The 22,428-nt window shown below is 50.8% G+C and carries 18 protein-coding genes; 6 read left to right on the top strand and 12 right to left on the bottom strand.

The features are described 5' to 3' along the window. Positions 1-412: 412 nt before the first annotated feature. Together CSR04_RS14860 and glnK are read right to left on the bottom strand one after the other, a co-directional pair. Complete coding sequence (locus tag CSR04_RS14860) at positions 413-1,681, bottom strand: ammonium transporter (RefSeq protein WP_102797097.1); 1,269 nt, start codon at positions 1,679-1,681, stop codon at positions 413-415. Positions 1,682-1,701: 20 nt separating this feature from the next. After that, on the bottom strand, positions 1,702-2,040 hold the full coding sequence (gene glnK, locus CSR04_RS14865; protein WP_102797098.1) for a P-II family nitrogen regulator: 339 nt from the start codon (positions 2,038-2,040) through the stop codon (positions 1,702-1,704). Between the two features lie 251 nt (positions 2,041-2,291). Here glnK and CSR04_RS14870 point away from each other — a divergent pair, with 251 nt between their 5' ends. Continuing rightward, positions 2,292-3,200 carry a phospholipase A gene (locus CSR04_RS14870; protein ID WP_245921649.1) on the top strand — a complete coding sequence of 303 codons (909 nt, stop codon included), beginning with the start codon at positions 2,292-2,294 and terminating at the stop codon, positions 3,198-3,200. Here CSR04_RS14870 and CSR04_RS14875 read toward each other — a convergent pair. The 6 genes from CSR04_RS14875 to dbpA all read right to left on the bottom strand — a co-directional run bounded on the left by CSR04_RS14875 (position 3,169) and on the right by dbpA (position 11,119). After that, complete coding sequence (locus tag CSR04_RS14875) at positions 3,169-4,095, bottom strand: M28 family peptidase (RefSeq protein ID WP_102797100.1); 927 nt, start codon at positions 4,093-4,095, stop codon at positions 3,169-3,171. The genes CSR04_RS14870 and CSR04_RS14875 overlap by 32 nt on opposite strands. Continuing rightward, positions 4,095-5,255: a tetratricopeptide repeat protein gene (locus CSR04_RS14880; protein ID WP_102797101.1), complete on the bottom strand. Its 1,161-nt coding sequence runs from the start codon at positions 5,253-5,255 to the stop codon at positions 4,095-4,097. Before CSR04_RS14880 ends, CSR04_RS14875 begins: the two co-directional genes overlap by 1 nt. Before the next feature lie 207 nt (positions 5,256-5,462). Beyond that, the gene (locus CSR04_RS14885) at positions 5,463-7,052 is read right to left on the bottom strand and encodes a M28 family metallopeptidase (RefSeq protein ID WP_102797102.1); all 1,590 of its coding nucleotides are present in this window, start codon (positions 7,050-7,052) and stop codon (positions 5,463-5,465) included. 1 nt (position 7,053) lies between these two features. Beyond that, positions 7,054-7,479 (bottom strand): hypothetical protein, encoded by a 426-nt coding sequence (locus CSR04_RS14890; protein ID WP_102797103.1) that lies wholly within the window; start codon positions 7,477-7,479, stop codon positions 7,054-7,056. 103 nt (positions 7,480-7,582) lie between these two features. Beyond that, positions 7,583-9,412: an ABC transporter ATP-binding protein gene (locus tag CSR04_RS14895; protein ID WP_102797104.1), complete on the bottom strand. Its 1,830-nt coding sequence runs from the start codon at positions 9,410-9,412 to the stop codon at positions 7,583-7,585. A gap of 330 nt (positions 9,413-9,742) precedes the next feature. Continuing rightward, positions 9,743-11,119 (bottom strand): ATP-dependent RNA helicase DbpA, encoded by a 1,377-nt coding sequence (gene dbpA, locus CSR04_RS14900; protein WP_102797105.1) that lies wholly within the window; start codon positions 11,117-11,119, stop codon positions 9,743-9,745. Positions 11,120-11,306: 187 nt separating this feature from the next. Between dbpA and CSR04_RS14905 the strand changes: the two genes are divergently transcribed. Further along, positions 11,307-12,131: an ion transporter gene (locus CSR04_RS14905; RefSeq protein WP_102797106.1), complete on the top strand. Its 825-nt coding sequence runs from the start codon at positions 11,307-11,309 to the stop codon at positions 12,129-12,131. 14 nt (positions 12,132-12,145) lie between these two features. Here the strand turns inward: CSR04_RS14905 and CSR04_RS14910 are convergent, their stop codons facing one another. Together CSR04_RS14910 and pyrC are read right to left on the bottom strand one after the other, a co-directional pair. Next, positions 12,146-12,976: a substrate-binding periplasmic protein gene (locus tag CSR04_RS14910; RefSeq protein WP_102797107.1), complete on the bottom strand. Its 831-nt coding sequence runs from the start codon at positions 12,974-12,976 to the stop codon at positions 12,146-12,148. A 4-nt stretch (positions 12,977-12,980) separates the two neighbouring features. Then, positions 12,981-14,024, bottom strand: coding sequence for a dihydroorotase (gene pyrC, locus CSR04_RS14915; RefSeq protein ID WP_102797108.1), 1,044 nt, complete (start codon positions 14,022-14,024; stop codon positions 12,981-12,983). Between the two features lie 250 nt (positions 14,025-14,274). Here pyrC and CSR04_RS14920 point away from each other — a divergent pair, with 250 nt between their 5' ends. Then, on the top strand, positions 14,275-17,211 hold the full coding sequence (locus CSR04_RS14920; protein WP_102797109.1) for a ligand-binding sensor domain-containing diguanylate cyclase: 2,937 nt from the start codon (positions 14,275-14,277) through the stop codon (positions 17,209-17,211). A 22-nt stretch (positions 17,212-17,233) separates the two neighbouring features. Here CSR04_RS14920 and CSR04_RS14925 read toward each other — a convergent pair whose 3' ends face one another. Continuing rightward, positions 17,234-18,565, bottom strand: coding sequence for a serine hydrolase domain-containing protein (locus CSR04_RS14925; protein WP_216362574.1), 1,332 nt, complete (start codon positions 18,563-18,565; stop codon positions 17,234-17,236). Between the two features lie 134 nt (positions 18,566-18,699). Between CSR04_RS14925 and CSR04_RS14930 the strand changes: the two genes are divergently transcribed. Continuing rightward, positions 18,700-19,074, top strand: a complete 375-nt coding sequence (locus CSR04_RS14930; protein ID WP_102797111.1) for a hypothetical protein — start codon at positions 18,700-18,702, stop codon at positions 19,072-19,074. After that, positions 19,053-21,407, top strand: a complete 2,355-nt coding sequence (locus CSR04_RS14935; RefSeq protein ID WP_216362575.1) for a fatty acid cis/trans isomerase — start codon at positions 19,053-19,055, stop codon at positions 21,405-21,407. The genes CSR04_RS14930 and CSR04_RS14935 overlap by 22 nt, the downstream gene beginning before the upstream one ends. On the opposite strand, the gene CSR04_RS14940 is transcribed toward CSR04_RS14935, so the two are convergent. Beyond that, positions 21,404-21,610, bottom strand: a complete 207-nt coding sequence (locus tag CSR04_RS14940; RefSeq protein WP_172449374.1) for a DUF3955 domain-containing protein — start codon at positions 21,608-21,610, stop codon at positions 21,404-21,406. The two genes, CSR04_RS14935 and CSR04_RS14940, sit on opposite strands and share 4 nt — an antisense overlap. A gap of 368 nt (positions 21,611-21,978) precedes the next feature. Here CSR04_RS14940 and CSR04_RS14945 point away from each other — a divergent pair, with 368 nt between their 5' ends. Beyond that, complete coding sequence (locus tag CSR04_RS14945; protein WP_102797113.1) at positions 21,979-22,263, top strand: antibiotic biosynthesis monooxygenase family protein; 285 nt, start codon at positions 21,979-21,981, stop codon at positions 22,261-22,263. Positions 22,264-22,428: the final 165 nt, after the last annotated feature.

The raw sequence follows: 22,428 nt of genomic DNA on the forward strand, positions 1-22,428 counted from the left end.
CACAGTTTTAATGCGGGGCTGCCACCAGTGAAAGCAGAACAACCTAAACTGGTGTCTGGAAATAGTTGACCACTACAAGGTAAGCTACAGGTAGGTAGTTTATAGTTTTCTGCCGACCGCCATGGACGGCGGAAGTGCAGAAAACGCACGACTCCATGGATGGAGGAGGTAGGGCGACTCAGGAGACAAAGCCGAGGAGCAGCTTTTCTGACCATCCATCCCTGGATATCGCCGGTGACTGTTCCCTACCACACCGGCATACCATCCATCCCTGGATATAAAAAGCCCCGGCAGAGCCGGGGCAAAAGGACACAGTGGAAAAGCTCACCAGTATTACTGGCGTTGTTCCTCTATCAGGAACCCGGGAATGCCGGCGTTTATACTTGTTTTAATCACACCGGCATAAATTGAATTACTTACGCGAACCGGTGAAATCGGGATAAGCTTCCAAGCCACAATCCACCATATCCAGCCCCTGGTATTCGTCTTCCTCACTGACGCGGATGCCCATCACGGCCTTAAGCACACCCCAAACCACCAGGCTGGCACCGAATACCCAAACAAAGATGGTTACAGCCCCCATAATCTGGCCACTGAATGTCGAGCCGTCATTGGTCAGGGGCACAATCAACAAACCAAACAGACCGACAGTACCGTGTACGGAAATGGCACCAACTGGATCATCGATTTTCAGTTTATCCAGACCGATAATCGACAGCACGACTATCACACCGCCAATGGCGCCAAAGATACTGGCTTGTAACGCAGTAGGTGTGGAAGGTTCAGCAGTAATAGCGACCAATCCGGCCAGTGCACCGTTTAGTGCCATCGTCAGATCGGCCTTTTTAAACAGGATCTTAGCCAGTATCAGTGCTGCGACTGCACCTGCAGCGGCGGCGGCATTGGTGTTCAGAAATACCATGGCAACGGAGTTGGCATTGGTGATATCGCCCAGCTTTAACACCGAACCACCGTTAAAACCAAACCAGCCCATCCACAATATAAAGGTACCTAAGGTCGCCAGGGGCAGGTTAGAGCCAGGGATGGCATTAATTTTACCGTCTTTGGTGTACTTGCCTTTACGGGCCCCCAGCAGTAACACACCGGCAAGTGCTGCAGCCGCTCCAGCCAAGTGGACAATACCTGAGCCAGCAAAATCAGAAAAGCCCATATCACCCAGCACATACATGCCGAATACGGCTTGTCCGCCCCAGGTCCAACTGCCTTCCATAGGATAAATAAAACCGGTCATCGCCACTGCAAACAGCAGGAAAGCCCAGAGTTTCATACGTTCAGCCACTGCGCCGGAAACAATACTCATGGCCGTAGCGACAAAAACCACCTGAAAGAAAAAGTCCGATGCTTTGGAATAGATTGCCCCGCCTTCAAAGCCATCTTCACGGCCGGCAAACTCGCCCAAGGTGGCGCTGACATCCACATTACCAATACCAGCCAGGAAAACTCCGCCATCGTACATAATGGCGTAGCCACAGACCATGTACATAATGCAGGCAATAGCATATAAAGCGACGTTTTTGGTTAGAATTTCGGTGGTATTTTTAGCTCTGACCAAGCCGGCTTCCAGCATGGCAAAGCCCGCCGCCATCCACATAACCAGGGCGCCGCAAATCAGAAAGTAGAAAGTGTCGAGTGCGTACTGAAGGTGAAATGATTGTTCCACGTTATTGTCTCCTGCTGCGGTTAGATGGCATCGTTGTCAGTCTCACCGGTACGGATCCTGACTGCGTGTTCCAAATCAAAGACAAACACCTTGCCATCACCGATTTTTCCGGTTTTGGCGGCGCTCACAATGGCCTCAACCAAGCGATCAACATGATCGTCCTGCACGGCAATATCCAGTTTTACCTTAGGTAAAAAGTCCACCTGATATTCGGCGCCCCGATATAACTCGGTGTGCCCCTTTTGACGTCCGAAACCTTTAACTTCGGTGACGGTCAAGCCGTCAATGCCGATTTCGGAAATCGCCTCACGAACATCATCAAGCTTAAATGGCTTGATGATCGCACTGACTAATTTCATCTTGTTGCTCCTGAGATAATTGTTATGTGTCGACACAGGAACATAAACAAATGCCGTGCCACTTGATTTATTCATTATTAATCAATGGGTTAATCTTTTGACTCGGTGTTAACTGGTGATAAATTGCACCATTGAAGTGCTCACTCACAAAAATGCACCATTGCGGTGCGAGCCTGTCGTCAGCTAGTTTTCCTTTGCCCTGCATTTCTGCGTTACACTGATGCTGCACATCAATAACCAAGGAAAACGTTGTGAAACTCAGGTATTTACTGCTGGTGGGGCTCTTTCATGGGGGAGTTTGTGCACAACAGGCTGCTGAGCAAGATAATGTCGCAGAGGAGCCCAAAAGCACGCTGGTAACCGAAAGACTGGTTTCTGACAGTGCCGCCCTGGTGAACCCTTACGCCATCACCCAACATAAACTGAACTATCTGTTACCCTTTAGCTACCAACGAAATCCTAATCAAATAGGCTCTGATGGTTTTACTCAGGGCAATATTGACCACACCGAGGCCAAGTTCCAGATTAGCGTCAAAATGCCGGTCTATCTGCCGGAAGAAAATCTGGGTATTGAAGGCTTGTATTTCGGTTTTACCGCCATGTCTCTGTGGCAGGTCTATAACAGTGAGATATCCAAACCCTTTCGCGAAACCAACTATGAACCAGAGGTTTTCTACAACTTTCAAACCGATCTGAGTTTACTGGGGTATCGATTTAATCTGGCGCAGATTGGCCTGGTGCATCAGTCTAACGGGCAAAACCAGTTACGCTCGCGCAGTTGGAACCGTTTGTACGGTTCACTGCTGTTTTCCGACGAGGATTCATTTTATTTTTTAAAGGCCTGGTACAGAATCAAGGAAGATGAAAAAACCGATCCACTGGACCCGGCGGGCGACGATAACCCCGACATTACGCATTATTTGGGACATATGGAATTTGGCTACGGCACCCAACTGGGTAACTTCAAGTTGATGACGCAAATCCGCAATAACCTGAAAAGCAGCGACAACAAAGGCAGTATTGAGCTGAACATCAGTTACCCCTTAACTAAACGCTATGAGATCCTACTTCAATACTTTAACGGCTATGGTGATTCACTGATTGACTACAACCGGCACCAGCAACGTATCAGTCTGGGGATCCAACTGGCGTATTTTTAATCCCCAATTGGTCTGATTCCCTTAGCAGCACTAATGCCGTTTCGGCCGCGCTGGTAAAAAAGCGGCGGTCGATACGGCCAATCTCATCGTACTCAGTATGATAGAAACGATGTTCGCCGACTCCCAGGTATAAAAAAGCGATACCCTGTTGATCAAAAGCGGCATGATCACTGGCCCGGCGATAATCAATCCAGCCTTTTCCCTTATAGCCTCTTGCCAGCCCTTCCAACCCCAGTGATAGCGTTACAGGCGCTTGCGCTATGGCCCTTTCCACGGCACTTAACAAATGCGGATAATGCCTGGTTCCCCCCACATAAAGTTGCTGCTGACGCCCGCCATAACCCAACATATCCAGATTCAGATTTAACTTAATCGCACTCAAAGCAACAGGAGGGGATGCAACAAAAGCCTGCGCACCATAGAGTCCGGCTTCCTCTGCATCGGTAGCCAGAAAAATGACTGAATGCTCTGTTCGCTGCGCGTGTAAAACAGATGCAAGATACAACATAACCGCCACACCTGATGCATTATCATCGGCGCCATTAAATATACGTTTACCTTGTTTGCCCAGATGATCATAGTGCGCGCTGACAACGATATATTGCTGCGGCTTGGATTTTCCTGGCAACCACCCCAGTATATTTACCCCGACAAGCTCGCCAATGGCGAATTCATGACGAAATGGCATCTCGTAGTTTTCAGCAAATGCCTGCAGTTGGTTTTGCCTAAACACCTGTTTTATATAATCACGGGCCAGCTCTGCGCCGCTACTGCCGGTTTTACGCCCTTCCATGGCGTCACTGCTAAGTATCTGCAAGTGTTGCCAAAGTTGTTCATTTGCTGCAACTGGCAGGCATATCAGCCAAATCAGCAATAGCGAACTAAAATGCTTCATCAAAGCCTGGTCAGCAAATTCAGCTTATTCTGATAGCGGTGTTCGTCCTGATCGTGTATCGAGCGGCGTTTGGCCAGCTTAAGATAACGTTCAGCCATGGCCAGATCGCCCATTTCGTAGTAGCTCTTGGCCAAACCAAAGTAAAATTCATGTTGCTGGGGATTCAGGGCAATAGCACGACGATAGTGGCTAATGGCATCAGACCAATGAGCCAGATCGTATTCCTGTTCGCCCAATAAGAAGTGATAAAACGGATTATCGGCCCGCTGGCGCTCCAGTTTGTTGAAGATGTCCTGTGCCATCTCCTCACGGTCAGTCATATTGTATAGCACCGCCAGGTTTTCCAGGGCACTGCGGTTGTTCTCGATTGTGATAGCCCGTTGATAGCTCTTTTCAGCCGCGGCCATCAGGTTATTCTGACGGTACAATACGCCAAGATTGACCCAGGCCTCACCCAGGCTCGGATCAGCTTGCAGAGCCGCTCTTGAATAAGCATACGCCTGCAAATGTTGATTATGCACCAGCGCATCAGCTGCCTTGTTATTGTAAAACATGGCTAATACCCGGTGTTTGTCGATAGTTCGGGTGGGGAAATGAGCGCTCATGGACTGCGGATCAAAATCCACCTGCACGGTCTGGCTGGCGAAATACACGGTATTAGGGGAAATTCTGGGTAAAATCCGCAGGTTCACATGGCCGTTAAGCAAGCTGTAGCCATCGCGGCGCGTCCAGAATTCGGGCACATCCACTTCCTGAAACTCAATTTGCATGCCGGCATGTTCGCCAAGAGCATAGGTCATAATGGACATGGACAGACAATTGGCAGAACGGTTATGAAAGGTGTCGCGGGCCACCGTATTGGCTTCGTTGTCGTACAGTAGATTCATATTGGCGCGGCCGAAGATGGCACGTAACAATTTCTTGGCCATCAATTTAGCTTCGCCGGAGCCGCCGACAAACTGCTCGGCAAACTCCTGCATTTCTTCGTCCAGGGCAAATACATCCTGTTCCGATTCCACCGCCACCTGTGCAAAACCGGCGAACTGCTCATCCATAAACAAACCCTGGGGCGATTTAACCTGCGTAGTTTGTGGCGTACTGGTACAAGCCAGCATGGCCATACATATCCATACCAGTGTGATTGGGCGATACAGCTTCATATTGCGACTCCCGACAAGGGGTGGGTTACTTCAGGCTTTAACTGTTAAGTTAGTCCCCTGTTAACATCTTCTCAACAACTTTCAGCCCATCAAACTGTAAGTTGTCGTAACCACAGGTTGTCAGTCTCGTCTGGCAGAGGAAAAAGGCAGTGCAGTGAAAGTAACGCCAGATAGCTCTGGCGTTTGATGACTTGACCAATAGTGCAATTAGCGGGTGGCCAGATCGGCATCCCGCGCAGGCTTAAACTCAGCGCCAACTTTCCAGGCAGGCCAGGCATCAGAATTACCCAGTTTCTCGGTCAGCGTATAAATCAGCTCCAGATCCTGGCGCACGCCGCCATATTGCCAGCTATCCAGAAATTCATCGCTGGGCTTATGATAACGATTGGCAATATAGTCAGGATCGCTGTCACCTAAATCCATAAACAGCAGTCCGGGTACCCCCTGTTTGGCCAGCGCAAAATGATCGGAGCGAAAAAACAAGCCGTTTTGTGGGTTGGCATCCGGCTTGATATGGCGGTTTTGCCCCACTGCAGCGTCAGCCAACCAGTCTTCCAGTTCCTGCAGTCCCTGGCCATACTGAATGACATAGTCTGACTCACCCGTCATATTCATGCTGTCGATGTTCATCAGTGCCACCATGTTTTTGGTGGGGACGGGAGGCTGGGCAGCGAAGGCCTGCGCCCCCAGTAAACCGGTCTCTTCAGCGGTAAAGAAGGCCAGCAGCACCGAACGCTGCAGTGGTTGCTTGCGCTGTTTAAGCATTCTGGCCAATTCCAGAACACCGGCCACTCCGGTGGCGTTGTCCACCGCGGCATTGAAAATATTGTCGCCTTTTACACCAACCTTTTTGCCAAACCCGTCCCAATGAGCCGACAAAACCACATACTCGTCGGCCCGGCTGGTACCAGGGATCAGGCCAATCACATTGCGGCTTTCGCCCATCTGATGCCAGTGGCGGGTTTGCAGATCGGCATGAATGCCCAGGTCCACGGCTTTAAAACCCGGCTGGGCAGCTGCCGCTTTCAATTCGTCGAAATCCAGGCCTAGCTGGGAGAACAATGCACGGGTGCTGTCGGTTTGGATCCAGCCCATCGCTTCCAACTCCCCGGCGTTATCATTGTCATCCACCAGGGTGAATTTTGTGCCGGTGGCACCGGATTCCACAACCGACCAGGGGTAACCCGCCGCGCCAGTTTCGTGCACAATAAACACGCCAGCTGCGCCGCGACGAATGGCTTCTTCATATTTATAAGTCCAGCGCCCGTAATAGGTCATAGCATTACCGCGGAACACCTCAGGATCCTGAGTTGCGTAACCGGGATCATTCACCAGCATCAACAGGGTTTTGCCCTTAACATCCAGCCCCTGATAGTCATTCCAGCTATACTCCGGGGCATCAATGCCATAGCCGACAAACACCACAGCAGAGGATTTAAGCTCAGTGCGGGACGCCACTTTCTGGGTGCGGGATACAAAGTCCTTGCCAGGCTTAAAGGTCAAGGGTCCCATTTTTAGCTGCATGTCCTGGGAAGCGGCAATCCCCGCCATCGGTACTTTCTGCACAAAGTCACCAAAATAGCCAGGCTGCACTCCCAGTGCTTTTAATTCCTGAACAAGATACTGAATGGTTTTCTCTTCACCTGCAGACATAGGGGCCCGGCCCTCAAATGCATCAGACGCAATCGTTTTTACCTGCTGCTGATAATTGTCGGCGGAGAACACCACCTTGTCCGGTGTCGCCAATACAGAGGCTGACAAGCCTATACAACCTAAAAACAGGTATCTTCTTAACATCTCAACCCCCATTCCCCGTCACTACCGAGGATGCGTTTTTAATTTGTTCCAACAGCCACAGATGCGCAGACTGCTGGTCGGTAAAGAAAGCATGTGGCATCTCTGCGCCCTGGTATATTTGTCGCCATAACTGTTCCACCAGGCCCGGATAATTGGCATCGGCCAGCACCACCGCCGCAGCCACCATGCCGCTCGCTTTGGAACGGCCTATAGAGATATTCATCAACTGCACTGCATCATGGGTCAATAAGGACTCACCATGCAGCACCACGAGATTCCCCCAGGGCTGCCCCGACAAAGCCTGACGATACTCCTGCACAGCCTGCTGATAGCTTTCGATCAATTCCGCATTGCCGGGGCCTTCACCATGCAGCAACAAAACTCGCCCATCAAGCGCTAACGAAAAACTTCCATGTGCCCTGAACATATTTGCCATTCCAACCTGATACTCGCGGTACTGTTTTTAGATTACGTCATTGTAACCAAGCGCCTCTGTGCTGCCAGCAGATTGAGCAGCACGTCAGACCAGCCTAGTCTAAGCCAAGAAATCCGCCGGTCTGATGCGCCCATAACTTGGCATAGATACCCTGCTTTGCCAGCAGTTCTGCATGAGTACCGGATTCCACCACCCGGCCCTGATCCAACACCAGCAGTCTGTCCATAGCGGCGATAGTGGATAGCCGGTGGGCAATGGCCAGCACGGTTTTGTTTTGCATAACCTTGTTAAGACAATCCTGAATCGCCACTTCCACTTCAGAATCCAGTGCCGAGGTGGCTTCATCCAAAATCAAAATGGGCGCATCCTTGAGCATCACCCGGGCAATAGCAATGCGCTGACGCTGCCCACCGGACAAGGTCACGCCTCGTTCACCCACATGGGCATCGTAGCCGGTGCGGCCATGTAAGTCCGAAAGATTCTGAATAAAATCATGGGCTTCAGCTTGTTTGGCAGCCTTGATCATATCCTCTTCGCTGGCATCCATGCGGCCGTACAGAATATTCTCACGAACCGAACGATGCAGCAGTGAAGTATCCTGAGTCACCATGCTGATATGTTCGCGCAGACTCTCCTGACTGACATCGCGAATATCCTGCCCGTCAATCAGAATCTTACCTGAGTTGAGATCATAAAAACGCAAAAGCAGATTAACCAGAGTGGACTTGCCGGCACCAGAACGGCCCACCAGCCCGACTTTTTCGCCGGGCTTGATCTGAATCGTTAATTCATCGAACACCTTGTTGCGGTTGTCATAAGCAAAACTGGCCTGACGAAATTCTATGCCGCCACCTTTGATTGTCAGAGGTTTCGCATCAGGTCTATCCAGCACCGCCACGGGTTTTGACAGGGTATTCATACCGTCCTGCACGGTGCCAAGATTTTCAAACAAGCCAGCCACTTCCCACATTATCCATTGCGACATCCCGTTCAGACGCAGTGCCAGACTCACTGCAACGGCAATATCACCAGGGCTGGCAAGTTGCTGCAACCATAAGTAGATGGCCAGCGCACTGGTGGAAAAAATCAGTAGCGCATTACTAAACCAGACACAGGCGTTTAATACCGTTACCAGGCGCATTTGCGGATACACCGTGGTCAGAAAACTGTCCATACTGTCTCTGGCGTACTGGGTTTCCCGACTGGTATGAGCAAACAGCTTGACCGTGGTGATGTTGGTGTAACTGTCCACCACTCGACCTGTCATTACCGAACGCGCGTCAGCCTGGCGCTCGGAGATTTTCTCCAGACGCGGTAGCAATACTCTTAGAATCCCCACATAAACCAGAAACCAAATTCCCAGTGGCAATGCCAGACGCCAGTCGACGGCAAACACCACTACAAAGGCACTGATAAAATAGACGCTGACATAAACCATCAGGTCTAACAGCTTGAGTACCGTCTCACGCACCGACAGCGCTGTCTGCATCACTTTGGTGGCCACCCGCCCCGCAAACTCATGCTGGAAGAAGCCCAGACTCTGGCTAAGCAGATAGCGGTGAGCCTGCCAACGAATGCGCATCGGGAAGTTACCCAGCAAGCCCTGATGGTGAACCAGTGAGTGCAGCAGCACAGCACCGGGCAGCAGTAATAAAATTACCACGCTCATCAACAGCAGGCTCTGGCTTTCCTGCTGCAAAAAGGTGGCTCTGTCCCGGGTTGCAAACCAGTCCACCATTTGGCCCAGGTAACCAAACAAGCTGACTTCCAGAATAGCAATCAGGGCGCTGAGGATGGACAAACTGATGATCACCCGTTTGGCACCACGGCAATAGTACAGACAAAATGCCAGCATTGTGCCTGGCGGCTTGACAGGTGCTTGTTCGGGAAAGGCTTTTACCAGCCGCTCAAAAATAGCAAACATTTTATTCCTTATCTAAAGGCACAGAGAACACAGAGGGGTTGATGGGCCAAAACTCTGCAGGCTTCTCTCCACGCCTGAAAGCCAAGAGCATCCCCTGAAACCTCCGTGCTCTTCGTTCCTCGGTGGTGACAATCTATCTGCGCAACAGTATAAAAACCAAAGAGGCACAGAACACAAAGTGATTGTAGATTTTGCCACTGTGCACCTTGCTTTGCGCACTCAGCGGCTCTGCGAGCTATCTTCATTCACCGCCGAGGCGCACAGAGCGCAGAGTTTTTAAGGGCCTGTGTAAAACCCTATATGGGCTGCGTAAGGCTAAAGTAAAAATCGTTAAAGCTTACGAGCGCGAAAGCGCCGGCCTTTAATTTTACCTTCACGTAAGTAAGCAAGTGCTCGCTTAACACTGCGGGCTTTTATCGCAACATAGCTGTGAGAATCCAATAAACTAATTTGGCCAATATCCACACCTTCCACCCCACCATCTTTGCTTAACGCGCCAAGAATATCCCCTGGCCGCAATTTGTCTTTACGGCCTCCTTCAATGCACAGGGTTCTGAACGCAGGTTCACGAATGGCCCGACCGTTATAACGCACTTTGCTGATATCGGCCCAGGAAATGGCCTGCTGCTGCAGATCTTCTATGGCTGCAGCCCTTGAGGCTTCCTGCGGTGAACACAAGGTTAGGGCCAGGCCCTGACTGTCGGCCCGGCCGGTGCGGCCAATACGATGAATATGGGTTTCAGGATCGCTGGCCAGATGATAATTCACCACTACAGCCACATCCTTAATATCCAGACCACGAGCTGCCACATCGGTGGCCACCAGAATATTCAGACTGCGGTGAGCAAACTGCAACAGTACTTCCTGACGCTGACGCTGTTCCATATCGCCGTGCAACGCCAAAGCGCTAAAGCCTTTTTCATTCAGGTCGTCTGCCACTTGCTGACATTCTGCCCGGGTATTACAAAATACCATGCAGGACTCCGGTTCAAAATGCGTCAGCAAACAACGCAGTCCATGCAAACGCTTGTCGTCACTTATTTCATAAAAGAACTGGCGGATCTTACTTTGACTGTGCACGGCCTCAACCACGATGCGTTGCGGCTGTCTCTGTAGGGTGCGGCTAATCTGCTCGATAGCAGTGGGGTATGTGGCAGAAAACAGCAAGGTCTGCCTGCTGCTGGGCGTGGTACGAACCAGTTTGTCCAGGTCTTCAGCAAACCCCATATCCAGCATACGATCGGCTTCATCCAGAACCAGAGTGTTCACCTGACTCAGCGATAAATTACCGCGCAGCACATGGTCTAATACCCGGCCCGGCGTGCCCACCACAACCTGAGCCTGATGTTGCAATGAACTCACCTGCGCAGCCATGGGTACGCCGCCATATAATGCCAGTACTTTGATATTGTCCCGAAAGCGCGCCAGTTTGCGGATTTCACCACACACCTGCTCGGCCAGTTCACGGATCGGACACAACACCAGGGCCTGCGTCGCTATTTGTTCAGGTGTCAGGCGATTCAGTAAACCAATGCTGAATGCAACGGTTTTGCCACTGCCCGTGCTGGCCTGAGCAATAACATCCTGCCCGGCCAGAATGACTGGCAGGCTGGCGGCCTGTATTTCGGTCATCTGCGAATACCCTAAGGCAACCAGGTTATCTTGCATGGCAACGGGTAAAGACAGGGCTGAGAAAGCAGTGCGCATTGAGTTTATCCGGGACGAAGAAAAAGACCGACAAGTTTACCTTATTGGTCAGCTAAAAAGCGTAATAATTATTGAAAACCATCTTGTAAATTATTGCATTGCCCTTACTTAGGGGCTGTTCATTTCTTGATTACGATGTTGCCAGAAATAAACAGCCCCTCGTGTCAGCTACAACAGACGGAACACTATGCAAGCACAGTCACAAACAATTCCGACACCGGCATCCACTTCTTGGCTTATCCAATTGGTAGAAAGCCCTTGGTTCAGTAACAGCATTGTCGCCCTGATCCTGTTTAACGCCGTTACCCTGGGTTTGGAAACCACCGCCTTTGGCCAGGCCAATATCGCCGCCTTACATATGGTAGATACCGTTATCCTGTGTGTGTTTACCCTGGAATTACTGCTCAAACTGGTTGCTTATCGGCAGCAATTTTTCCGCGGAGGCTGGAATTGGTTTGACCTGATTATTGTACTGCTGTCCTGGCTGCCCACCAGTGGCCCATTAGCTGTGCTGCGAGCCTTCAGGATCCTACGGGTACTGCGCTTATTTTCTGTGGTGCCGCAAATGCGCAGAGTCATAGGTGCTTTAGGTCATTCATTGCCTGGTATGGCATCCGTGGTAGGCGTGTTGGGTATTATCTTTTATGTTTCAGCCGTGCTGGTAACGAAACTCTTTGGTACTCATCCCGATGCCAATATGCAGGAATGGTTCGGCAGTATCGGCGCTTCGGCTTATACCCTGTTTCAGGTGATGACGCTGGAAAGCTGGTCGATGGGAATCGTACGTCCAACCATGGAATTATTTCCCTGGTCCTGGTTGTTTTTTGTGCCTTTTATCATTATTACCAGCTTCGCGGTACTCAACCTGTTTATCGGTATTATTGTCGATGCAATGCAGATGATGCATGAAGAAGACGCCAGCAGACACCCAGAATCCGCTCCTGCCAGTAAAGAAGATGTCGCTGCACTGCAACAGCAACTTCAGGACATCATTGCGCGGCTGGACAAATAGCGCTGAGGCGCAGCTCAGGGTAAATGCGGTTCACGGTCAATCTGTTTGGCAGGCCAGAAATTCAGGGTGCCGTTGTGCAGATGCAATGGAAAGCCATAGTCTCGCCGGTACCGCGCAGCCCAATATTCAGCCAGCATGGTAAATGCTTGCCCCTGTTTGTATCTGGTGGCGGCACTGCGCCATTGGTCTACCAGCTCTGCTGATGTCCCCTGCCGTGACATGGCCAGATAGGTTGTTTCTATCTGATGCTGGTACACATTGGCAACGAAATGACAGTCTTGCTGCAGTTGCATGCAGTAATAATTGATTCCCGCCGAAGAAAAAAACAAAGCACTGACGCGCCCTTTCAGCAATGCACCAACCGCCTGAGCCCAGGTGGTGTAAGACACGATGTTTTCAAGCCCGGCCTCAAGCATCATCTGTTCACGAAAGTCGCCGCGTTGTACACCAATGGCCGGTAACGCGGCAAAATCCTTCAGGGTATGGATATCGGTTCGCAGTGGGCCGTTGGCAAACAGGCCATGCATATTGCGGGTGATAGGCGTAATCCAGTGAAACTGTGATTCCCGTTCTGCACTGCGTACCATCGAGAAAACCAGCAGATTGGGCTCGGTGCTGGCCCGATAAAAAATACGCGCCCAGGGGTGTAACAATATAGGGGCGGGGCTTTTGGCTTCATTCTGAATACCACGGACCAGTTGAACGGCATAACCATCCAGGTCCCCTTGTGCATTGCTGTACACAAAGGGCGGCTCCTGATGCGTTAATATCGTTAACGGGGCATCCTGTGCCTGGGTATACGCGCCCCACAACGAGCACAATGCCAGCAACCATCCATGCTTCAATGCCTTACTCCTGGGTCAATTGCAACTTCCAGTTAACGGTCTGACCTGCATGGAACGGCACAATAGGGTTACCGTTTGGCAACACTATTTGCTCCGGAATTTGCCAGGGCTCACGTACCAGCGTGATTTGATCGGTATTACGCGCCAGGCCGTAGAAATCTGCCCCATAGTGGCTGGCAAAACCTTCCAGTTTATCCAGACATCCCAGATCTTCAAAAACCTGGGCATACAGTTCAATAGCACTCCAGGCACTGTAACAACCTGCGCATCCACAGGCAGATTCTTTACGGTGTTTCTCATGGGGGGCAGAATCTGTGCCTAAAAAGAATTTGGCTGAGCCGGAGGCGACCACATCCCGCAAGGCCTGCTGGTGGGTGCTGCGTTTTAACACTGGCAGACAATAATTATGCGGTCTGATCCCCCCCACCAACATATCATTGCGATTCAGCATCAGATGCTGAGGGGTAATCGTTGCCGCCACGTGTGCGGACGCCTCCAGCACAAAGTGCGCAGCATCGGCTGTGGTAATATGCTCAAACACCACTTTAAGCTGGGGGAATGACTCAACAATTCGGCGCAGATGGCGGTCGATAAATTCCTTTTCCCGGTCAAATATATCCACATGCTTGTCGGTGACTTCACCATGCACCAGCAGCAACATATTCTGGTCGGCCATTTCAGCAAATATCGGAAACAACGCATCCAAAGCCGACACCGCAGCATCAGAATTGGTAGTCGCACCTGCCGGATACAACTTCGCAGCCACCGCGCCAGCGGCCTTGGCTGCACGAATGTCTGCTGCCGTTGTGCTGTTGGTCAGGTATAAGGTCATCAGGGGCTCAAAATGGCTGCCTACGGGCCTGGCGTCAATAATACGCTGGCGATATTCAGTCAGCATCTGGGCATTCGTTACCGGCGGTACCAAATTAGGCATGACAATGGCGCGGCGAAAACAACGGGCCGTCGCAGGCACAGTTTCACGTAGCATGTCGCCATCGCGAAAATGCAAGTGCCAGTCATCAGGCGTGGTAATGGTCAATTGAGTCATGAAGTCCTCTTGCTGGTCTATTTTGTCCAGTTGTCCTGAACATTAGCGTGTCACTTATTATGCCAGAACTACTCGGTATGTGTTGTGCCCGGTAATTAAAATTGTCTGCTTTATCATAAGGTGACGTATGGCCAGGTAGCGCGTAAACTGAACAGGTCAGAAAATATTGCAGATTTGCCAAGGGATTATTTCCATAGCAGTGGCAAAGCCAGTTGTGGCTGACTGGTAGCAAACCAGCCAAGGAGGAATATTGTTGAAGTATTTGGGTTCCCGGCTGACGTTACTGATTATTTTATTTGGCTGTATCAGCAAGCTGCAGGCTTCTTCCACGCCCCTGACTGATTATTTTGCCGAATCCTGGACAACTCAGGATGGCCTGCCGCATAACAGTGTCAACAGCATAGTACAAACCCCTGATGGTTACTTATGGTTTGCCACCTGGGAGGGTGTCGTACGTTACAACGGCAGACGATTCACCCATTTTGGCTGGGGAACCGATACCCACTTACGTGATTCAGGCATACGAACCTTAGCGATAAACAGCAAAGGGGAATTGCTGGCGGCAGGTTCCAGAGGCAGTTTTGCCCGCTATGCCAACCATCAATGGCACCCGATGCCACAATTAGATGTACGCATCAACCAAGTGCTGACAAATAATGCCGGTGAACTTTGGATTGCCACTAACAATCAGGGCTTGTACCGGCAAACGGCGAACGGCCAGTTACAGCATTTTGACAGTTCGTCCGGTCTGCCTTCGCAAAGTATCAAAGCCTTGTTTGAAGACAATAACAGCCGGATTTGGGTTGGCACCACTGCCGGTCTGGCCTATCTGGATAGAAATAGTTTTCACGTCCATACGGCCATCCCTGATATTCCGGTTGTGGGCCTGACAGAGGATAGTCAGGGTGCCTTGCTGGTCGCCTCTGAACAGGGTTTATTTCGCCAGAATGGTCAGGATTTTGTGCCTTTTTATCAGCATATCCTTTCCCGGGGCGTGAGTCAGATTTTGGCCGATAACCAAAATGCTTTGTGGGTCGGTACAGTGAACGACGGTTTATACCGGCTACACAATGGCCAGATTGAACATAAAGGAGTCAATGACGGCTTACCAGACAGCCGCATCAAAGCCTTGTATCAGGATCGTGAGGGCAGTATCTGGGTGGGGACTAACGGCGGATTGGTGCGCCTCAGAAAAGCCAACTTTACCACCATCAGCAGTAAAAGTGGTCTGGTCGGCGACTACGCCCGAACCGTCCTGGTAACTGAATCAGGTTCAATACTGGTTGGCACCAGCAATGGCTTATCCACAATTGACAATGGCCAAGTCAGTACCATCGAAATACCTATGCCAAATGGCGACACCCCTTCGATACTCAGTCTGGCCGAAAATGACCAGCACTTTTTACTCGGCACCTATAGTCATGGCTTGCTGATGCTGAATAAGCAAAACGGCCAGTTGTCACAGATGAATACCCGCGATGGGCTGTTAGCCAACCATGTCCGCTCATTGTTGGTCGCCTCTGACAATAGCCTATGGATAGGCACAACCAGAGGATTAAATCACCTGACGACCCAGGGCATACAGAGCTTCGATAAAAGTAACGGGCTGACGGACGACTATATCATGGCCATAGCACAAGACCCCCGCGGTGGCATCTGGATTGGTTCAGAAATGGGGGCACAAATTATTCATCAACATAAGGTCGTCAGCCTGGAACTGGCGAATCTGGATGAAACCCGTTCTGTGTATGGCTTTCATGCAGATAAGGACGGGCAACATATGTGGCTGGCCACCGACCGGGGTTTGATTCGGTATCGATATACCGACGGTCAGACCCGCCTGATTGGCAGGCAGCAGGGATTACCTATCAACAAGTTCTGGCAGGTCACCGAAGACAATCAGGGTTTTTTCTGGTTAACCTCCAATCTGGGCATGGTCAGAATTCCCTATAGCGCCGCCCACCAGGCGGCAGACAACGAGTCAGACAAAGTTCGCTACCGGGTGTTTGCCGATGGCGACGGTATGCAAAGCTTTCAGGCCAATGGCACATCCAGTCCGGCCATCGCCAAAGACCAACAGGGCAATATCTGGGTAGCCACGGCCAAAGGGGTGGTGCGTACCCGGCCTGAGGATATCAGCAAACTGACTACCGCCAGCTTACCGATGCAAATGGAGGCCATCTCGGTGGACGGCAAGACATTTACCCATAACCTGCTGAGTCCACTTCCAGCGCAGACCAGCAGGATCCGCTTTGAGTTTGTCGCGCTTGGCTACATTATGCCACAAACCATCCAGTACCAGACCAGACTGGTGGGGTTTGATCGGGACTGGATATCCCGGGATACCGACAACACCGCCGAATATACAAACCTGCCACCAGGGGATTATATCTTTGAGGCTCAGGCCTCTTACCCGGCTTCAGATGCAGAAATGGGGGTTGGCAGCTTGCGTCAGGCATTCAGTATCAAGCCGGCGTTCTGGCAACGTCTGGACGTTATATTGCTGTTTTTTGTGTTTGTTATTGTACTGCTGCTGATACTCATCCGTACCCGCGAACATCTTCTCAGGGTTCAGTCGCAAAAGCTTAAGCAACAAGTTCAGGAACAAACCCAGGCATTGCAGGAACAGGCCCAGCGTTTCGCTCGCCTGGCCCTGCAAGACCAGCTTACCGGCTTGGAGAACCGCCGCTCCTTTGACAGTTTTTTAAAATCGCTGGGCAGCCAGGCCAATCGCAATGTGCTGGCTTATGTGGCGATTATGGACATTGACCATTTCAAACTGGTTAACGACAACTGGTCACATGATGTTGGCGATCAGGTTATTCGTGAAGTGGGGCGAATCATTGCCGCGCACTCCCGCCCCGGCGATCACGCGGCCCGATGGGGTGGCGAAGAGTTTTCACTGATCATTAAAGATGTGGATGAAACCACGGCCGTGGAAATCTGCGAGCGTATTCGCAAACAAGTTGCCAGTGCCGACATGAGCCATATTGCCAACGGTGTCAAAGTGACACTGAGTGTGGGTATTAAACAATGCGACGACCCGGACAACTATCACAGGACTTTGGTGCTGGCTGATCAGGCCCTATATCACGCTAAAGCCAGCGGCAGAAATAAAGTGCAGCTATGGCGCCCCGATTTACCCAGCACCAACATTCCTTATGTTTCGTCAGTGCGAAAGAACTAGGGCACCGCCTGTGAACCTGAGGTCAATGCATTAAAGCGCTGATGTTCTCAGCTGTGGGGTAGTCACTTTTACTCCAACCAAGGCGCACAAACACCAGGTTCCAACTGGGGATCACCATGACCACCTGCTTACGGTTGCCCAGCATCGCATAGGCATCCGCTGGCAATTGTGGCCAGCGCCGCGCGTCTTCAGCTTTGTTTCTGCCAGCATTCAACCACAACTGATAGCCATACCTGTCATCATTTTCGCTGGAATTAGGCTGGGTTGCCCTGAACAGCCATTCTTTGTTCAATAGTTGCTGGCCCTGCCAGTTGCCGTCATTTAGCAACAATTGGCCAAGGCTGGCCCAGTCTCTGCCAGAGGCATACAAATAAGAGCTGCCGACAAACACGCCACTGGGGTCGTTTTCCAGATAAAAGTGTGACAAGCCAAGCGGCTGGACCAATTCCTGATGCAAGAAATCCAATGCCGCCTGGTTGCCGCCTAACTGCTGATTCAGATAGCGCATAATCACATTCGTGGTGCCAGACGAATAGGCAAAATGACGGCCTGGCTCATAGGCAATATCACTGTGCAAAGGCAGGGCTGAGGCATCATGGGCAATAAACAACATATTGGCCGCATCAGTTCCTGGTGCATAGGTTTCATCAAAATCCAAGCCGCTGGTCATCTGCAATAGTTGGCTGAGGCGGATACTGGCGCGCCGGTCAGACCGCCATTCGTCAAACAGCGACATATTATTTTCATTTACCAGGCCAAGCTGCTGCATGCGCCCTTGCATTATGGCCGTGACGCTTTTAGCCATCGACCAACCCAGTAGCGGTGTATAGGCGTTATATCCTCTGGCATATGACTCGGCCACCAATTTACCGTCTTTAACCAGCAGTAACGCTCGGCTGTCCAGGCCTTTTGCATTGTCAGCCGCCAACAGGTCATCCAGCTTGCTTTGCCAACTGGCGCTTATTTGCTGGGGCAACCCGGGAGAAAGGTCGGCCTTAGCGGAAGACAACTGCAAACGGTCAAGTGGCTGGGTATCCCCAATATCCAGCGTACAGCCCAGTCCCGGTCTGTAGGTTGCGCTGGCCTGGCGGATGCCAAGCAGATTGGCAGCGACGTTGCTGGATGAATAATGTAATTCAAGCAAACTGTTAGCCGGTGAATACGAAGCCAAATCTTGCAGAATCCGCTGATTATCCTGACCGCTGATAAAGTGCCCTGAACAACCGAGTTTCGCCCCCATACTGGCGGACACCTGCAAGGCGTCGGCGATCCGCCACAAACCAAACCCCAGCCAGACTGGTGACGACGCCACCGTCACGGTCAATATTGCTACAGCCCACCAACGTTTTTTCACTCTGAGTTTCCCGGCAAAGACCATTTTTATCCATCATCCTGGGGGCTTAATTCGAGCAAGTCAAAAGCAATTTTCACTGGTAATAGCCTCGCGCTTATTTGATACTGAACCTTGTTCTGACAGTGGATTTCGCTATGACCAGGTCGTTTTACTATGATTGCCACTATGACCCGGATATTCTTGCCGTCCGGGTAAGTACCGGTGGTCTGGCCGAGCCACAGGATATTCACACCCTGTATCAGCAAGCCCTGGATGCCGGCCGTGAAGCCAATTGTTATAAATTGCTGTTGGATGTACGTGAACTGGCGTTGGATTATGACAGTGGCAAGGTGTTTCAGGTGTTAAGGGATATCAGCCCAATACTGCAGCAGTTACAGGTGGCAAGACTGGTCACACTGTCCGAGTTCAAGCATGATTTAATTGAAGAATACGCTAAAGAACAAGGGTTTAACCTTAAAAACTTTACCGAACAACATCAGGCCCTTGAATGGTTGAACGCCGCAGGTTAGCCAAGGGACTGGGTCTGTGGTTACTGTTACTGATGCAAGCCGCCTGCAGTCGCCCGGTTGAGCCGATACCCGAGAGGCTGCCACCACCAGCGCCACAACCACTGTCTTTCTCACAAGATATTAAACCCATATTAGACAAGCGCTGCCTGACCTGTCACGGCTGTTTCGACGCCCCCTGCCAACTTAAGCTGGAATCTGCACAAGCCTTGCTGCGCGGTGCACATCATCAGGAAGTCTACAACGGTACCCGCAGAGAAGCGCAATCCCCTACCCGTTTAGGGATTGATGCCCAGACAGAAGCGCAATGGCGGGCGCTGGGTTTTTATTCGGTACTCACGCCCGACATGCATGGTCAATCCTTAATGCAGAATATGCTGGCACTGGGTAAACAACATCCATTTAAGGCCAATCAGAAACTGCCTGAGCATATTAATCTGGGATTACAGCGACAAAACCAATGCATAGACAACAGCGGTTTTGACCAATATGCGCAAACGCATCCTTGGGAAGGTATGCCTTTAGGTATGACGGCATTAAGTGACGCAGAATATGCCGCGTTAAGTGGATGGCTGAACCAGGGGGCCACTATCGATTGGCAGGACAGGCCATTAACCGCTCAGCAACAGCAATATGTTGCCTCCTGGGAAGCCTATCTGAATCAATCTGAGCCGAACCGGCAACTGGTGGCACGCTGGCTGTACGAGCATTTGTTTCTTGCCCATTTATATTTTGCTGATCAGGCTGAACAGACCCAGTACTTTAGCCTGCAGCGCTCCCTAACCCCGCCGGGGCAACCCATAGTGCCAATCACAACCGCGCAGCCTAACGGCGATGCGCAACAACAGGTTTACTATAGATTAAGCCTTATCGACGAAACCCTGGTGCATAAGCGCCATATCGCCTTGCGCTTTGACGAAGCCACACAAGCGCGTATTGAACAGCTGTTTTTTGCCAGTGAGTGGCAACCCGGGCAACTGCCAGGTTATACCTATGCAGAGCGGGCCAATCCGTTTGTTACCTTTGCCGCAATTCCCGCCAGGGCACGCTATCAGTTTATGCTGGACAATGCTGAGTACTTTGTACGCACTTTTATCCGTGGCCCGGTTTGTCGCGGGCAGATAGCCACAGATGTGATACGCGACCATTTCTGGACGCTGTTCCAGCACCCGCAACAAGATCTATTCATTACGCATCCAGACTATGCTGCCAAGGTGATGCCGTTGCTTGGCATGCCAGGACAGGACGATGACTTGCTGGATGCCGGCAGCAACTGGTTAAAATATCGGGAAAAACGTAATCAATACGCACGGTTGCGCGGTCAAGCCTACCAACAGCAATATCCAGATGGACCTGATCTAACGCATATATGGCATGGGGATGGCAACAATACCAATGCGCTGCTGAGTATCTTTCGTCATCACGACAGCGCCTCGGTAGAACGAGGCTTAATTGGTCAGATCCCTCAGACAATCTGGTGGATGGACTATCCACTGCTGGAACGCACTTACTATGAGCTGGTAGTCAATTTTAATGTATTCGGTAATCTTGCCCATCAGCTACAAACCCGTCTTTACTTTGACCTGATTCGCAATGGATCTGAACAGAATCTGCTGAGATTGTTACCGGCAAAATCCCGAGCTGACTACATGCAGGCCTGGTATCAGGGCAGTGGTTTATTAAAACGTAAATTCAGCTACGCACCGCTGGACGATACCACGCCAACGGCTTTGCTCTATCAAAGTGAGGATCCCTATCAGGAACTGGCACAACGTTTGTTGGCTGACTTTGACGACATAAATGCAATGCGAAAGGATCCGTTAAATCGTTGCACAAATAGCCCCTGTGCGCGCCAGGAGCAAGCCGCTTGGATGCAGCAAACTGACAACCTGCTGGCCGGACTTTCCACCCAAACCGCTGACAATTTGATGGCACTGCGCTGGCTGCCCGATGTGACCCTGCTAAGAATTAGTAATGGTGAAAAAGACACCTTATATAGTCTGATCCGCAACCGCGCCCATTCCAATGTGGCTTTTATGCTGGGAGAATCTTTGCGTTATGAAGAGGAAAAAGACAATCTGACCATTTTCCCCGGTTTACTTGGCAGCTACCCCAATTTCATATTTGATTTGCCAGCAGCGCAGCTAGGCAGTTGGCTTAAGCAAATGCAGGCCATCAGTAACGAGGCAGAATTTGAAAAGTGGATCAGCCAATGGGGGCTCAGGCGCACTCATCCGCTATTCTGGCAGACACTGGATAACATCCACCAATGGCACAAACAGCACCGGCCACTGGAAGCCGGTGTGCTGGATATTAACCGTTATAAAAACCTTTAGCGATTGCGTAACAGGAACACTAAGCCGACCACACAACCCATAAAAATCAGGCTCCAGCCCACAGACAGCAATACATAAGGCTCAGCCAATACACCCGCGCTTTGGGTCTCGTTGCCCCATACTTCCAAGGTTAAAAGGCAGGTAATTCCTGTGCTCAGAAACAAGCCACAGAGTCCGGGAATGGTTAACAAATTGCGCAACACATCAACCTCCTTGTTAGTTGCAAAAAATTCGATTGCAGGGATTCCGTCCCTGACGTTAAGCGGGAGAGGATAATACCTCTTGCAGGCACTGTTTGAAAAGCCCTACAGCGCGCTTCATCTGCGTCTCATCGAGTTGTGAATAGCCCAGCACGAAGCCACTTATCGGTTTTCCTTGGAAGTGTGATTGGCCAAAATTGTTATGGCCTAACGGACCTGAGTGACGGACAACAGCGCTATTGATCTTATGTAATCGCTGCATTGTTCAGAAACTGTATATTTTTCATAACCAGAATAACTCACATAATGAACAAGCCGCAAAGGCATATGATGTAATGACCAAGTAACAACAAGGAATAACAGGAGAGTTTATGTACGCTGTGATTTTTCGCGCCACGATAAACAAGGTTGATGATGAATATTTAAGTTTAGCCAGCCAGCTACGCCAACTGGCGTTTGACAAGTATGGCTGTCTGGACTTTATTGCCGTTTGTGAAGGCAATCAGGAAGTGGCGATTTCTTACTGGCCCAACGAGCAGGCAATTCGCGCCTGGAAGGCGGACCCGATGCATATGCAAGCCCAACAAAAAGGCCGCGAACACTGGTACAGCGATTACCAGGTACAGGTAGTAAAAGTAACACGTCAGTATCCGTAACCGGGTTACTGACCACTCTGAACCCGGATAAGCTGTAGCCATTTTCGGCCCACCACAGTAACAACATGTAACATCTTATTTACATTTTGATTCATTTTCCGTCAGCAACAAATCTTTGCTGACTTTCTCTCTGCCATGGCTTTTCTATACTGGGGGTGACCCGGC

It is taken from the genome of Bowmanella denitrificans (genome assembly GCF_002887595.1).
Taxonomy (GTDB): Bacteria; Pseudomonadota; Gammaproteobacteria; order Enterobacterales; family Alteromonadaceae; genus Bowmanella; species Bowmanella denitrificans.

Coding starts and splice junctions, on each gene's coding strand:
- glnK (WP_102797098.1), bottom strand. CDS start 2,040: ATGAAATTAGTCAGTGCGATCATCAAGCCATTTAAGCTTGATGATGTT.
- dbpA (WP_102797105.1), bottom strand. CDS start 11,119: ATGCGCACTGCTTTCTCAGCCCTGTCTTTACCCGTTGCCATGCAAGAT.
- CSR04_RS14890 (WP_102797103.1), bottom strand. CDS start 7,479: ATGTTCAGGGCACATGGAAGTTTTTCGTTAGCGCTTGATGGGCGAGTT.
- pyrC (WP_102797108.1), bottom strand. CDS start 14,024: ATGACTCAATTGACCATTACCACGCCTGATGACTGGCACTTGCATTTT.
- CSR04_RS14905 (WP_102797106.1), top strand. CDS start 11,307: ATGCAAGCACAGTCACAAACAATTCCGACACCGGCATCCACTTCTTGG.
- CSR04_RS14885 (WP_102797102.1), bottom strand. CDS start 7,052: ATGTTAAGAAGATACCTGTTTTTAGGTTGTATAGGCTTGTCAGCCTCT.
- CSR04_RS14945 (WP_102797113.1), top strand. CDS start 21,979: ATGTACGCTGTGATTTTTCGCGCCACGATAAACAAGGTTGATGATGAA.
- CSR04_RS14875 (WP_102797100.1), bottom strand. CDS start 4,095: ATGAAGCATTTTAGTTCGCTATTGCTGATTTGGCTGATATGCCTGCCA.
- CSR04_RS14880 (WP_102797101.1), bottom strand. CDS start 5,255: ATGAAGCTGTATCGCCCAATCACACTGGTATGGATATGTATGGCCATG.
- CSR04_RS14930 (WP_102797111.1), top strand. CDS start 18,700: ATGACCAGGTCGTTTTACTATGATTGCCACTATGACCCGGATATTCTT.
- CSR04_RS14895 (WP_102797104.1), bottom strand. CDS start 9,412: ATGTTTGCTATTTTTGAGCGGCTGGTAAAAGCCTTTCCCGAACAAGCA.
- CSR04_RS14935 (WP_216362575.1), top strand. CDS start 19,053: ATGGTTGAACGCCGCAGGTTAGCCAAGGGACTGGGTCTGTGGTTACTG.